The organism is Rathayibacter sp. VKM Ac-2926 (genome assembly GCF_022815565.1).
In the GTDB taxonomy this organism is placed as follows: domain Bacteria; phylum Actinomycetota; class Actinomycetes; order Actinomycetales; family Microbacteriaceae; genus Rathayibacter; species Rathayibacter festucae.
Genome location: NZ_JALGRS010000002.1, coordinates 370,261 through 383,527 on the forward strand (window position 1 = coordinate 370,261; position 13,267 = coordinate 383,527).

Here is a 13,267-nt window from a genome sequence, read left to right on the forward strand (position 1 = left end):
GATGGAGGCGCGATCATGACGGCGACCAGCGAGAAGACGGCACCTCCCGAGCTCAAGCGGGTCCTCGGCCCCAAGCTCCTCCTCCTCTTCGTGGTGGGGGACATCCTCGGCACCGGCATCTACGCGCTGACCGGGCAGGTCGCCTCGGAGGTGGGCGGTGCCGCCTGGCTGCCGTTCGTGATCGCCTTCGTCGTCGCGACGCTGACCGCCTGCTCCTACCTCGAGCTGGTGACCAAGTTCCCGCAGGCCGCCGGCGCCGCGCTCTACGCGCACAAGGCGTTCGGGATCCACTTCGTCACCTTCCTGGTCTGCTTCACCGTGATGGCGAGCGGGATCACCTCCGCCTCGGCCGCCTCCGGCGCGTTCGCCAGCAACTTCGCGATCGGCTTCGGCCTGGGCGACGGCGCGGGCACGCGGCTGAGCATCGCGCTGATCTTCATGGTCTGCATCGCGCTGGTGAACCTGCGCGGCGTCGCCGAGAGCGTCGGCCTGAACGTGGTGCTCACCCTGATCGAGCTGTCGGGCCTGCTGCTGGTGATCTTCGTCTGCTTCTTCGCGGTCTTCGGCGGCCAGGCCGACTTCTCCCGCGTCGTCGCGTTCGAGACGCCCGAGGACAAGTCGCTCCTGCTCGCGGTCAGCACCGCGACCTCGCTGGCCTTCTTCGCGATGGTCGGCTTCGAGGACTCGGTGAACATGGCGGAGGAGACCAAGGACCCGAGCCGCATCTTCCCGAAGGTGATGCTGACCGGACTCGGCATCACCGCCGTCGTCTACGTGCTGGTCTCGACGCTCGCCGTCGCGATCGTGCCGATCGGCGAGCTGGCCGGCAACGACACCCCGCTCGTGACGGTCGTGGAGACGGCCGCGCCGGACTTCCCGATCTCGACGCTGCTGCCCTTCATCTCGCTCTTCGCCGTCGCGAACAGCGCGCTGATCAACATGATGATGGCCAGCCGCCTGCTCTACGGGATGAGCAAGCAGGGCGTGCTGCCGCCGTTCCTGAAGAACGTGCTGGCCGGCCGGCGGACGCCGTGGGCGGCGATCCTGTTCACCACGGTCCTCGCGCTGCTGCTCACCGCGTACGTGTCGCGCGACCCGTCCGACCCGATCGCGGTCCTGCTCGGCGGCACCACGTCGCTGCTGCTGCTCGCGGTCTTCGCGGTGGTGAACGTCGCGGTCCTCGTGCTGCGGCGCCAGCCCGTGGAGCACGCGCACTTCCGGACGCCGACCGTGCTGCCGGTGCTCGGTGCGATCGCCTGCCTCTACCTGGTGCTGCCGATCACCTCCGGCCGCGACATCGCGCAGTACGAGATCGCGGGCGTGCTGCTCGTGATCGGCGTGCTCCTCTGGTTCGCGACCTTCATCGACCGCCGCGTGCGCGGTTACGCCCGCTCGGCCGTCGTCGACCCGGAGGAGTTCGACGCGAACCCGGCCGACGAGCCGGCGCCGTCCTCCGAGCGCTAGCTTCACTTAGCCGCGGGAGTCGACGCGCAAGCCCATGCTGATCGAGTAGCCCGCGCAGCGGGCGTATCGAGATCCACCCATCGCCGGAAGGACGAGTCGGCAGACCTGCCCTCGTGACGATGGTGGGTCTCGATACGCCCCTGCGGGGCTACTCGACCAGCATGAAGAGGGGCGCCGAACCCTCTCCCTCACTACCGCTCCTGGACGAAGGCGGCAGGTGCTGTCGGCGGTCGTCGCCGCGCTTCTCCGGCCGCGCACAGCCGGGCCATCGCCCGGGCATAGCGCGCTCATAGGAAACTCCTGATACTGGGGAGACATGAGCACCCCGGCCCCCTCGAAGCACCTCGCCTCCGCGCAGCGCACCCGCCTCAAGCGAGCGGACGGCACGCCGATCCGCGTCCTCGTCGTCGACGACGAGAGCACCCTCACCGATCTGCTGCAGATGGCGCTGCGCTACGAGGGCTGGGAGGTGCGCACCGCCGCCGAGGGCCGCTCCGCGATCACGATCACCCGCGAGTTCCGCCCCGACGTCATCGTGCTCGACGTGATGCTGCCGGACATCGACGGGCTGCAGGTGCTCCAGCGGATCCGCGCCGACGGCAGCGAGACCCCGGTCCTCTTCCTCACCGCGAAGGACGCGCTCGACGACCGGATCGCCGGGCTCACCGCCGGTGGCGACGACTACGTCACCAAGCCGTTCTCCCTCGAGGAGCTCGTCGCCCGGATGCGCGGGCTCATCCGCCGCTCCACCCTGCTCGCCAACGACGCCGACGACCCCGAGGTCGTGGTGGGCGACCTCGTCCTCAACGAGGACAGCCACGAGGTGCGCCGGGCCGGCACCGACATCGAGCTGACCGCGACCGAGTTCGAGCTGCTGCGCTTCCTGATGCGGAACCCCCGCCGCGTGCTGAGCAAGGCGCAGATCCTCGACCGCGTCTGGTCCTACGACTTCGGCGGCAAGTCGAGCGTCGTCGAGATCTACATCTCCTACCTCCGCAAGAAGATCGACGCGGGGCGCTCGCCCATGATTCACACGGTCCGCGGCGCCGGCTACCTGCTGAAGCCCGCCGAGCAGTGACGACCGGGGGCGGGCGGCTGCGGCCCACACTCGGCGACTTCGCGACCCGGTCGGCCCTCCGCCGCTCGAACGCGTCCCGACGCGCGCCCTGGACGCTGCGGCGCCGGATGGTCGTCGCCGTCGTCGCGCTGGTCGCGGTGATCGCGGGGATCGTCGGGACGGTCAGCGTGCTGTCGCTGCGCGGCATCCTCTACGACAACGCGGAGACGCAGCTCTCGGAGTCGCTGGACCGGCTGGCCGGCTTCGACGGGCCGGGCCAGTTCGCCGGCTCCAGCGCGATCGAGCGGGCGACCACCTGCCCGAGCGGCGACTTCGCGGGGCGGCCCAATCAGGACACCCAGACGATCACGGCGGTGCTCGGGGCGTCCGGTGCCTACACCGGCGCGTACATCGACAGCTCCGGGGCCTGCCAGGAGTTCGCCGACCCGGCCGACTCCGTGCTTGCCGCCGCGGTCGCCGACGCCGGTGACGCGACCACCCTCGATCTCGGCGACGCCCTCGGCCAGTACCGCGCAGAGGCGCGCGTGATCGACGGCTCGGTCGTGATCGTCGGAGTGCCCCTCGGCGAGGCCGAGGACACGCTCCGGACCCTGACCACCGTGGTGGTCGTCGTCGTCCTGCTCGCGATGCTGTTGGTCGCCCTGATCGCGACCGCGATCATCCGGGTGGCGCTGCGGCCGCTCGAGCGGGTGGAGGCGACCGCGACCCGTGTCGCCGAGCTGCCGCTCGAGCGCGGCGAGGTCGAGCTGATCGAGCGGGTGCCGGAGGAGGACGCCGACGTCCGCACCGAGGTCGGCCGGGTGGGCGCCGCCTTCAACCGCATGCTCGACCACGTCGGCGGTGCTCTGGAGTCGCGCCAGGCCAGCGAGAACAAGGTCCGCCAGTTCGTCGCCGACGCCTCGCACGAGCTGCGCACGCCGCTCGCGGCGATCCGCGGCTACGCCGAGCTGCCCCGCCGCGGCGACGTCGAGCTGTCGGAGTCGGCGAGCTACTCGCTCGACCGGATCGAGTCGGCCGCCACCCGGATGACCTCGCTGGTCGAGGACCTCCTCCTGCTCGCGCGCCTCGACGAGGGCCGCGATCTCGAGAAGGAGCCGGTCGACCTGACGATGGTCCTGATCGAGGCCGTGTCCGACGCCCACGTCGCCGGCCCCGACCACGAGTGGGACCTCGACCTGCCCGAGGAGCCGATCGAGATCCGCGGCGACGGCTTCCGGCTGCACCAGGTGGTCGCGAACCTGCTGCGCAACGCCACCGTGCACACGCCGCCGGGCACGCGCGTCGTCGCGGCGCTCGCCGAGGACCGCGACGAGCGCGGCCGGCCGATCGCGGTGGTGACGGTCACCGACTCCGGTCCGGGGATCGACGAGGCGCTGGTGCCGGTGCTGTTCGAGCGCTTCGCCCGCGGCGACTCCTCGCGGGCGCGGACCACCGGGTCGACCGGGCTGGGCCTGGCGATCGTGGCGGCCGTCGTCGACGCGCACGGCGGGCGGGTGCTGGTCGAGTCGGAGCCCGGGCGCACCAGCTTCCGGGTGGAGCTGCCCGCGGGCTGACGTGCGATCTGCAGGCGATGCCGTCCGGAACGCGCTCTCCTCCGCGGGGGAGTGCCGCGCGGTGGCCGGATCGCCTGCAGATCGAACCGCTGTCGTCAGACCTCGACGCCCAGGCGGCGGCGCGCCTCGTCGAGCGTGCGCACCACCTGCACCGTCTCGTCCAGCGGGTGCACCGGCGACTCGGTGCGCCCCTCCGCCACGTACTGCGCGAGGTGCACGGCCTCCCACGCGAGGCCCTCGCCGCCCTGCAGCCCGGTCTCATCCCGCCACGAGCCGCTCTCGGAGCCGCGGGTCAGGGTGACGCCGCTCGGCGTCCAGAACGACGGGTGCACGTCGATCCGCCCCTCGCTGCCCGCGACGCTCGCCGCGTGCAGGGTGTCGGCGAGCACGGTCGAGGTCGCGACCGACTGGATCCCGTGCGCGTGCCGGCCGACGATCGTCGCCATCGCGTCCACCCCGGTCGAGGTCAGCGCGCCGGCGACGACGGTGCTCTGCGGCGCGCCGGCCACCATCGAGACGAAGGACGAGGCGTAGACGCCCACGTCGAGCAGGCCGCCGCCCGCGAGCGCCGGGTCGAAGATGCGGCTGGCCGGGTCGAACGCGAACGCCGCGCCGAAGTCGGCGGAGACCAGCGCGGGAGCGCCGACCGCGCCGTCCGCGAGGAGCTGCCGCACCACGTCCATCTGCGGCAGGTAGCGCATCCACATCGCCTCCATCGCGAAGACGCCGGCGTCGCGCGCCGCATGGACGATCATCTCGGCCTCGCCCGCCGTGGTGGCGAACGGCTTCTCGATGAGGACGTGCTTGCCCGCCGCGATCGCGCGCAGGGCCTGGCGCGCGTGCTCCGAGTTCGGCGAGGCGATGTAGACGACGTCGACCTCGGGGTCGTTCACGACCGCGTCGGAGCCGACCGAGGCCCGCTCGACACCGAAGCGCCGGGCGAACTCATCGGCGCGCTCCTGGGAGCGCGAGCCGACCGCGACCACGCGCTGCCGGGTGTGCTTCTGCAGCGCGGCGACGAAGGTGCCGGCGATCGAGCCGGGGGCGAGGACTCCCCAGCGCAGCACCGGGGAGTCGAGGAGCGAGGGGAGCCGGGGCTCGGGAAGCGTCAGTGCCATCCCGCCACGCTATTCCCTCCTCCTGGGCGGCGCCGAGCCCCCGCCGCGCAGGCCCGGAGCTCCTGAGTCGCCCGAGAAGGCTCGTTCTCGGGCTGGAGAACGAGCCTTCCCGGGCGACTCAGCGGATTTCAGCGGAGTGCAGCAGACCTCAGTCGACCGCGGTCATCGCCGCTCCGACGCCGCGCAGCCGGGCGACCGTCAGGGTGCCGATCGGCTGCGGGGCGCCCTCCGGCGAGAGGACGAACGCGTTGCGGGCGACGTAGAGAGCGCCGTCCCGCAGCTCGATCGCCGCAGGCGAGACGACCGCGAGTCCGGTGATCGGCGTCGAGGTGCGCGGCAGGATCAGCGCCACGCGTCCCGTGCCGTCCGGGCCGCCGAACAGCTCGGTCACCACGACGGTGCCGGTGACGCGGTCGACCGCGAGGCCGGTCGCGCTCAGCAGGCCGGTGGCCACCGTGCGGATCTCGCCGGTCGCCGGGTTCACCCGCACCACGGAGCCGCGAGCGCCGAGGCTGGCGTCCTCCGGCCCGCCGGGCAGCGTCGACACGTACAGCCAGCCGCCGGGGCCGACCTCGACGTCGGTCGGGACGGGCTCGAACGAGTAGCGGTAGCCGGCCGTGCAGGCCGGGAAGCCGAAGGCCGCCGCCTGCTCCGCCGTGATCGTGATCGGGGCCGTGGGCGGCAGCACCGCCACGGTCGAGACGACGCCGTTCGGCGTGACCTTCAGGATCGCGTTGCCGGCCGCGTCGGCGACGTAGACGCCGGCGCTGGTCGCGGCCGACGCGTAGGGGTGCACGTCGATCCGGCCGGTGTAGGAGGCGGGGCCGGCGACCTCCGGGTCGACCTGCGCGGCGCACTCGGCGGGCAGGCCGAGGAAGCCGTAGCTGTTGCCCGCATCCGGGTTGGCGCTCGCCTCGTACGCGCCGAGGTCGGCGAGGGTCGTCGGCGCTCCGCCGCCGCTCGGCACCGATTGCAGCAGCGCCTCGCCCTCCTCCTGGACGCCCTCGCTGTAGTAGACGGTGGAGCCGCGGACCGAGACGGCCCCGATCTCGGTTCCGGGCGCGCTGACCAGGGTCGAGGTCGCGCCGGAGGGAGCGACCTTGGTCAGCATCCCGGCGAAGTTCTGCGCGACGTAGGCGGTGCCGCCCGCATCGACGGCGAAGCTGAGCGGCGAGACGAGTCCGGTCGCTCGATCGGTGACGGAGACGAAGGACAGCGGGGAGGGGGTGGCCTGGGCGACGGGGGCCGAGACGAGAGTCGTGACCGCGACGGCGGCGGCCGCGGTGAGGAGGAGGCGTTTGTTCACGAGGTGCTCCTTTGCACTCGGGGTGCGGGCAGAGCAGTGCTGCGGGTCGAACGATCCGCGGCTCCGACCGCGGCGACGGGAATCGCCGATGCGCACACCGTAGGACCGCGGTGGCCAGGAGTCCATGGGGCGGACCCCGTCACGCGGCAGACCCGCGTGGCGGCGCGGGTGCTCTGCGCCGGATCCTCCGCACCCCTAGGGTGTGAGAGCCCGCGCCGCCGCGGGCGGAGGAGGCGTCATGCCGGAGTGGTACACCCTCGGCGTCGTCGCCCTGGTCATCGTCGTGGTCGTCGTCGCGATCGTCCGCTACCGCTTCAATCCGGTGCTCGCGCTCGCCGTGGGCGCCGCGGCCATCGGCCTGCTGACCGGGCTCGGCCCCGTCGACACCGTCTCGACCATGACCCGCGGTTTCGGCGAGGTGATGATGGAGGCGGGCCTCCTGATCGGCTGGGGCGTGCTGATCGGCGCGATGCTCAACGAGATGGGCGCGGTCGTCCGCCTCGTCGAGGGGCTGCTGCGCGTCTTCGGCAAGCGCGGCATCCCGTACGCGCTCGGGCTGTCCTTCGCCACCTATCTGCAGACGATCTTCGTCGACGCACTGATCGTCATCGCGGCGCCGCTCGCCCGGCGGATCGCGCCGCGGCTCGGCCCCGCCGGCACGGGGATCGTCGCCGTCACCTTCGCCGTCGGCCTCGAGATGGGCATCGTGATGATGGTGCCGGGCTTCGCGGCCGTGGCGCTCGCCGGGCTGCTCGGCGTTCCGCTCGGCGTGATGCTGCTGGGCGGCTTCGTGGTGGTCGCACCGACCGTCGTGGTCACGATCCTGCTGATGTCGCTCGCCTTCCGCCTGGGCTTCTGGGATCCGGCGCGCGACGAGCAGCTCGTCGTGCGCGACGAGACCGCCGGGCTCGCGACGGTGCCCGCGGGGGAGCGGGCCGGGAGCGAGGCGGTCGGCGGATCCGGGTCGGAGGGGTCCGGGCGGTCCTCGAGCGGTGGCTCCGCGGCCGGTCGCTCCACCGCTGACGGCGACACCGACGCGCGCGACGCCGACGCCCCGCGCGAGCGCCCGCTGCTCCTGCTGTTCGCCCCGATGCTCCTCGCGCTGCTGCTCATCGCCGCGCAGGCCGTGCTCTCGGTCGCGGGCGCGGAGGTGCCGGTGCTGCAGTTCCTCGGCAACCCGGTGATCGCGCTGCTGCTCGCCGTGATCGCGACCGGCCTCGTCGGCCGCTCCGTCGTCGGGACTCCGCGGATGGAGAAGGCGGTGGCGAAGGGCTTCCAGGACGGCGGGCAGATCTTCCTGCTCACCGGCGTCGGCGGCGCGCTCGCGGCGGTGATCGCGGAGGGCGACCTCGGCGAGCTGCTCAAGGGCTACTTCTCGGCGAACGCCGCCGCGCCGCTGCTGCTGGTCTGGCTGATGGCGGCCGTGCTGCACATCGCCGTCGGCTCGGTCACCCTCTCGGCGATCACCGCCGCGGGCGTCGTGGCCCCGGTCGCCGCGACGCTCGGACTCGATCCGCTGCTGATCGCGCTCGCCGCCGGCTCCGGCGCGCTGTTCTGCATCCACGTCACCTCGAACACCTTCTGGCTGCTGCAGAGCTTCCTCGGCCAGTCCGTCCGCGGCGCCCTCAAGTCGGTGACGGTCGGCGTCTCCCTCGCCTCCGTCCTGGCCCTCGGCATGGTCCTCCTCCTCTCGCTGTTCCTCTGATCCCTGCCGATCCCCGCCGCGAGATGCCACTTGTGCACGCCTTTCACGGCGTGTCGCGTGCACAAGTGGCATCTCGCGGAGGGGGACCGGCGTGACACGTGCCGGAAACACGGGTGGCCTAGGTTCCTGAGAGGGTTCACACGTTGCTCCGAGGTCGATGACGCAGGAGCGAGCGCGGAGCCTCGTCCGCGCCGACCTCCGACACGAAAGATCTCCGCTTGAGAACACGCACCGCCCTGACCTCCGGCTGCGCGGCCCTCGCGCTCGCCGCCGGCGGTCTGCTGATCGCGCCCGCCGCGACAGCGACCACCACCGCGACACCGACCGCCGCCTCCGCCTTCGAGCGGGTGGACCTCGTCCGCCCCGCCTCGGCGCCGATCACCGAGCCCGCGAGCTACCCCTACCGGGAAGCTCTCACCGAGGTCGCGGTCGACCCGACCGACGCCTCGCTGACCCGCGGCGTCACGCCGTACGACCGGATCGCCCCGGCCCTGAACGACCTCGCCGCGCGCTCCGACCGCGTCTCGACCCAGGTGGTCGGGAAGTCGGGCCTCGGCCGCGACATCTACCTGGTCACCGTCACCGCTCCCGAGACCGCCGCCGAGACGGCGCAGCAGGCCGAGTGGCGCGACCGCCTGAAGAACGAGCCGGAGGCGGCCGCCGCCGACGCCGAGCTGATGGCCGAGTACAAGGTGCCGACCTGGTTCAACGGCAACATCCACGGCAACGAGTGGGAGGGATCCGACGCGATCCTGAACTACATCGAGAAGGTCGCCACCGCCGAGGACGCCGAGACCCAGGCGCTCCTCGAGGGCAACCGCCTCTACTTCACCGTCACCAACAACCCCGACGGCCGGGCCCTCGGCCAGCGCGCCGTCGCGGCCGGCTACGACCCCAACCGCGACATGATCACCGGCGCGACGAACGAGGCGGCGGTCATCCGCGACCTCTCGAGTGTCCTGCAGCCGACCTACTTCATCGACATCCACGGCTACACCGGCATCCTGCAGGTCGAGCCCTGCGGTCCGCCGCACGGCGAGAACTACGAGTACGACCTGTTCCTGCCGCACGCCTACGCGACCGCGCTCGAGATCGAGCGCCGCGTCGTCGAGGCGGACGTGCCCGGCAACACCTACAAGGCCGCCGACGGCAGCGTCACGACCGAGAACACCGGCCAGATCCTGATCCCCTACCGCGACATCCGCGCGGGCTGGGACGACTGGCCCCCGATCTTCGCGCCGCAGTACGTCGCCTTCCAGGGCGCGATCACCAACACGGTCGAGCTGCCGCTCGGCCGCACCGCGAACGAGACGCCCGAGGAGATCGCCCAGGGCCAGGCCAACGCCGACATCGACATCGAGGTCGCCGGGATCGTCATGGACGCCTCGGTCGACTACATCGAGGCCAACCGCGACGCCCTGCTCAGCAACCAGGTGCAGATCTTCGAGCGCGGCGTCACCGGCGCCCCGGCCGTCGAGATCCCCGCCGACGTCGCCGCGTCCGACCTGCCGGCCGGCACGCCGACCGAGTGGACCGAGATCTGGGACGAGACCGACGTCTACACGACCGAGTACCCCCGCGCTTACGTGATCCCCGCCGGCGACGCGCAGCGCTCCTCGTCCGACGCCGAGACCCTCGTCGCGCAGCTGCTCGCGCACGGCGTCGAGGTCGATCGCACGACCACGGCGATGACAGCGGGCGGCACGACCTACGCCGCCGGCTCCTACGTCGTCGACATGCACCAGCCCGTCCGCGGCCTCGCGAACGTGCTGCTCGCCGACGGCACCGACATCTCCGACCGCGTGCCCGAGATGTACGACGTCTCGGCCTGGAGTCTCTCGCTGCTCTGGGGCGCCGACGTGATCCCGGTCGGCTCCACGCTCGACCCGATGCCCGCCGTCGAGCTCGAGCCGGTCACCGCCGTCGCCCCGAGCGGCAGCGTCCCCGCCGACGCCGGCTACCTCGCCTTCGAGCCGCGCGGCGTGCTCGAGTACCAGGCGGTGAACGCGCTCCTGGGCGCCGGAGTCGCGCTCGAGCAGTTCGCCGACGGCACGATCGCCCTCCGCGCCGACGCCGACGGTCTCGCCGCCGCGAAGGCCGCCGCCGCCGAGTTCGGCGTCGACTTCACGGCGACCACGGCGGAGCGTATCGAGGACGAGGACGGCACCGCGCTGTCCGCCGTCCGCGTCGCCTACTCCGGCTCGCACGAGGACCGCGACGCGCTGGCCAAGCTCGGCTTCGCCGACGCGGTCGCCGTCACGGCGGACACGCTCGCCTCGGGCGAGACCGTCCTCACTGACGCGGACGTGCTGCTGCTGGGCCGCGCGCTGTCCTTCACCCCGGAGCAGGCCGCGGGCCGCACCGCCGTCGAGGAGTTCCTCGCGGCGGGCGGCGACGTGGTCGGCCGCGGCGGAGCGGGAGCGGCCTTCGCGACCGACTTCGGCCTCGCGACGCTGACCGCGCAGACCGGTACGAGCGGCTCGAACGGCATCGTCTCGGTCGAGACGCCGGCCGACGGGATCCTCGGCGACTACCCGCAGGACACCGCCTTCGTCTCGCCGGCGCTCTGGTTCGAGGGCTTCGACGCGTCCGTGACGGTGGAGCAGAGCTACGCCGCCGAGGACACCTTCGTCGCCGGGCACTGGGTCGCGTCCGAGCGGCAGTCCCGGAGCGACGCGGCCGGGCAGGCCTCGGCCGTCTCGTTCGCGACGGAGTCGGGCACCGAGGGCTTCCTCTTCGGCACCTCGCCGGTCTTCCGCAACCACCCGGTCGGCGCGTTCAGCGACGTCGCCCGGGCGCTGTTCGCCGTGGCGCCCGAGGGCGCGGCCGTCGAGCTGCCGGGGACCCCGGAGCCGACGGCGACGCCGACCGCGACGCCGGAGCCCACGGCCACGCCTGAGCCGACGGCGACTCCCGAGCCGACCGCGACTCCGGAGCCGACGGTGACCCCGGAGCCCACCGCGACCCCGGAGCCGACCGCGACTCCTGAGCCGACGGTGACCCCGGAGCCCTCCGCGACTCCGGAACCGACCGCGACCGCCACGCCGACGGCCGCGCCCACCGCGGCTCCGGAGCCGACCGCCACGGCGACCGCGGCTCCCGTCGCGAAGCCGGGTACCGGCGGTCTCGCCTCGACCGGAGTCGAGACCGGCCCCTGGCTGCTGCTCTCGGGAGGTGCGCTCGTGCTCGGTCTCGGCGCCCTGCTGATCGCCCGCAGCCGCCGCGAGGTCGAGGAGGTCTAGCCTCCGCCGCGGGAGGGCCGGCGAGCACGATCCGCCGGCCCTCCCGCCGCTCTTCCCCTGCACCACCGCTCCTGCACCGCCGCACCTGCACCGCCGCACCTGCACCACCGCTCCCGCACCACCGCTCCCGCACCACCGCACCGACGCACCACCGCACCCGCACCACCGAGGAGTCCCGATGCCGCCCCGTACCGCCCGCACCCTCGGGATCGTCCTGGCCGTCCTCGGTCTCGTCGCCGTGATCGTCGCGATCGTCCTCCTCGTCCGCCCCGCCGACGGCGCCGGAGCCCCGACCTCCACCCCGGTCGCCCCCTCCGCCTCGGCCGCCGCCGCCCCGTCGACCGCGCCCACCGAGGCCGAGTCCACGGAGACCGCGACGGAACCGACGGCCACCGACGCCCCGACGGAGACCTTCCCGACCGAGACCTCCCCGACCGAGGGCGTCGTCGCCTCGCCCGCCCCCGGCGCCGCCGCCACTGCGGCCGCCGTCCTCTCCTTCACCGCCTCGCCCGCGACGATCGACTGCGCCGGCGACCGCACCGCCTCCGTCCCCGTCGCGCTCTCCTGGCAGACCGAAGGCGGTGTCGCCGCCCGCCTCGCCGTCGGCACCACCGACGCCCGGGCCGGCGACCCCGTCGACCTCTCAGCGACCGGCTACTCCGCCCTCTCCGTCCCCTGCCGCGACGCCGAGACCCTGATCACCCTCGCCGTCGAGTCCCCCGACGGCACCCTCACGCAACGCACCCTCGTCCTCCCCACGTCCGAGTAGCTGCGCTCTCCGCGAGATGCCACTTGTGCACGCGACACGCCGAGGAAAGCGTGCACAAGTGGCATCTCGCGGGGACGGCCGGACGCGCCCGCACGGCAGAATGGAGACGATGACCTCCACCCCGCCTCCGCTCGGCCTGCTCCTCGACGTCGACGGCCCGATCGCCAGCCCGATCAGCCGCACGATCGCCATCGACTCGATCGCCGACGACCTCGTCGCGCTCGCGAACGCCGGCATCCCGCTCGTCTTCAACACCGGCCGCTCCGACGCGTTCCTGCGCGAGCGCGTGCTGCCGCCGCTCCTCGAGCGCGGCGTCTCGGCCGACGCGCGGATCGTCTGCGTCTGCGAGAAGGGCGCCGTCTGGTTCACCGTCGACTACCGTGGCACCTCCGAGCCGATCGTCGACGAGTCGCTCGCGATCCCGGAGGCGGTCGCCCGCGACCTCGAGCGGATGATCCGCGAGGACTACGACGACCTGGTCTTCTTCGACGAGACCAAGCGCGCGATGGTCTCGGCCGAGCAGCTCGTCGACCTCTCCAGCGAGGACTACCTCGAGCGCCAGCTCGTCTTCGACGCCGACGCCCTGCAGATCATGACCGCGGCCGGCCTCGGCGTCGAGCGCCGCGGCATCCGCTACCCGAACGACACCGGCGCCGTCGAGTACCGCATCGACCCGACCGTGATCTCCACCGACATCGAGTCCAACCGGCTCGGCAAGGACCTCGGCGCCCAGCGCGCCGTCGAGCTGCTCGGCGCCACCGGCCCGATCCCGCAGCGCTGGCGCACGGTCGGCGACTCCCGCAGCGACTACGCGATGGCCGACTGGCTCTCCGAGCACGCCTACGACGTCGCCCACGTGGACGTCCGCCCCGCGGAGGGCGTCCCGGACAAGCCGTACCCGATCCTCGTGGTCGACGGAGCGATCAACGACGAGGCCGGCGCCGCCGTGCTGCGCCGCTGGACCGAGCTCGTCGCCGACGAGACGACGCCCGAGGTCGGCGACGGCATCTCCCTCCACGTCGCGGGCTGATC

At 72.9% G+C, this 13,267-nt stretch carries 9 protein-coding genes; 7 read left to right on the forward strand and 2 right to left on the reverse strand.

What is annotated here, in order from left to right:
- Positions 1–15 precede the first annotated feature (15 nt).
- The 3 genes from MT351_RS04230 (at position 16) to MT351_RS20230 (ending at position 4,095) form a co-directional block, all read left to right on the forward strand.
- The gene (locus tag MT351_RS04230) at positions 16–1,464 is read left to right on the forward strand and encodes an APC family permease (RefSeq protein ID WP_243581345.1); all 1,449 of its coding nucleotides are present in this window, start codon (positions 16–18) and stop codon (positions 1,462–1,464) included.
- A gap of 316 nt (positions 1,465–1,780) precedes the next feature.
- Positions 1,781–2,542: a response regulator transcription factor gene (locus MT351_RS04235; RefSeq protein ID WP_123447806.1), complete on the forward strand. Its 762-nt coding sequence runs from the start codon at positions 1,781–1,783 to the stop codon at positions 2,540–2,542.
- Positions 2,539–4,095 (forward strand): cell wall metabolism sensor histidine kinase WalK, encoded by a 1,557-nt coding sequence (locus tag MT351_RS20230; RefSeq protein WP_221181674.1) that lies wholly within the window; start codon positions 2,539–2,541, stop codon positions 4,093–4,095. The genes MT351_RS04235 and MT351_RS20230 overlap by 4 nt, the downstream gene beginning before the upstream one ends.
- Positions 4,096–4,190: 95 nt before the next feature.
- Here the strand turns inward: MT351_RS20230 and MT351_RS04245 are convergent, their stop codons facing one another.
- On the reverse strand, positions 4,191–5,213 hold the full coding sequence (locus MT351_RS04245; RefSeq protein WP_123733689.1) for a Gfo/Idh/MocA family protein: 1,023 nt from the start codon (positions 5,211–5,213) through the stop codon (positions 4,191–4,193).
- Positions 5,214–5,361: 148 nt separating this feature from the next.
- Positions 5,362–6,519, reverse strand: coding sequence for a ScyD/ScyE family protein (locus MT351_RS04250; RefSeq protein WP_165909140.1), 1,158 nt, complete (start codon positions 6,517–6,519; stop codon positions 5,362–5,364).
- A 238-nt stretch (positions 6,520–6,757) separates the two neighbouring features.
- On the opposite strand from MT351_RS04250, the gene MT351_RS04255 reads away from it, so the two are divergent.
- The 4 genes from MT351_RS04255 to MT351_RS04270 all read left to right on the forward strand — a co-directional run bounded on the left by MT351_RS04255 (position 6,758) and on the right by MT351_RS04270 (position 13,265).
- Positions 6,758–8,224 (forward strand): GntP family permease, encoded by a 1,467-nt coding sequence (locus MT351_RS04255; RefSeq protein ID WP_243581346.1) that lies wholly within the window; start codon positions 6,758–6,760, stop codon positions 8,222–8,224.
- Between the two features lie 218 nt (positions 8,225–8,442).
- Positions 8,443–11,466, forward strand: a complete 3,024-nt coding sequence (locus MT351_RS04260) for a M14 family zinc carboxypeptidase (RefSeq protein ID WP_132437591.1) — start codon at positions 8,443–8,445, stop codon at positions 11,464–11,466.
- 178 nt (positions 11,467–11,644) lie between these two features.
- Positions 11,645–12,235 carry a hypothetical protein gene (locus MT351_RS04265; protein WP_132437592.1) on the forward strand — a complete coding sequence of 197 codons (591 nt, stop codon included), beginning with the start codon at positions 11,645–11,647 and terminating at the stop codon, positions 12,233–12,235.
- A gap of 109 nt (positions 12,236–12,344) precedes the next feature.
- Positions 12,345–13,265, forward strand: coding sequence for a hypothetical protein (locus tag MT351_RS04270; RefSeq protein WP_207901789.1), 921 nt, complete (start codon positions 12,345–12,347; stop codon positions 13,263–13,265).
- Positions 13,266–13,267 lie beyond the last annotated feature (2 nt).

Coding starts and splice junctions, on each gene's coding strand:
- MT351_RS04245 (WP_123733689.1), bottom strand. CDS start 5,213: ATGGCACTGACGCTTCCCGAGCCCCGGCTCCCCTCGCTCCTCGACTCC.
- MT351_RS04255 (WP_243581346.1), top strand. CDS start 6,758: ATGCCGGAGTGGTACACCCTCGGCGTCGTCGCCCTGGTCATCGTCGTG.
- MT351_RS04270 (WP_207901789.1), top strand. CDS start 12,345: ATGACCTCCACCCCGCCTCCGCTCGGCCTGCTCCTCGACGTCGACGGC.
- MT351_RS04265 (WP_132437592.1), top strand. CDS start 11,645: ATGCCGCCCCGTACCGCCCGCACCCTCGGGATCGTCCTGGCCGTCCTC.
- MT351_RS04235 (WP_123447806.1), top strand. CDS start 1,781: ATGAGCACCCCGGCCCCCTCGAAGCACCTCGCCTCCGCGCAGCGCACC.
- MT351_RS04230 (WP_243581345.1), top strand. CDS start 16: ATGACGGCGACCAGCGAGAAGACGGCACCTCCCGAGCTCAAGCGGGTC.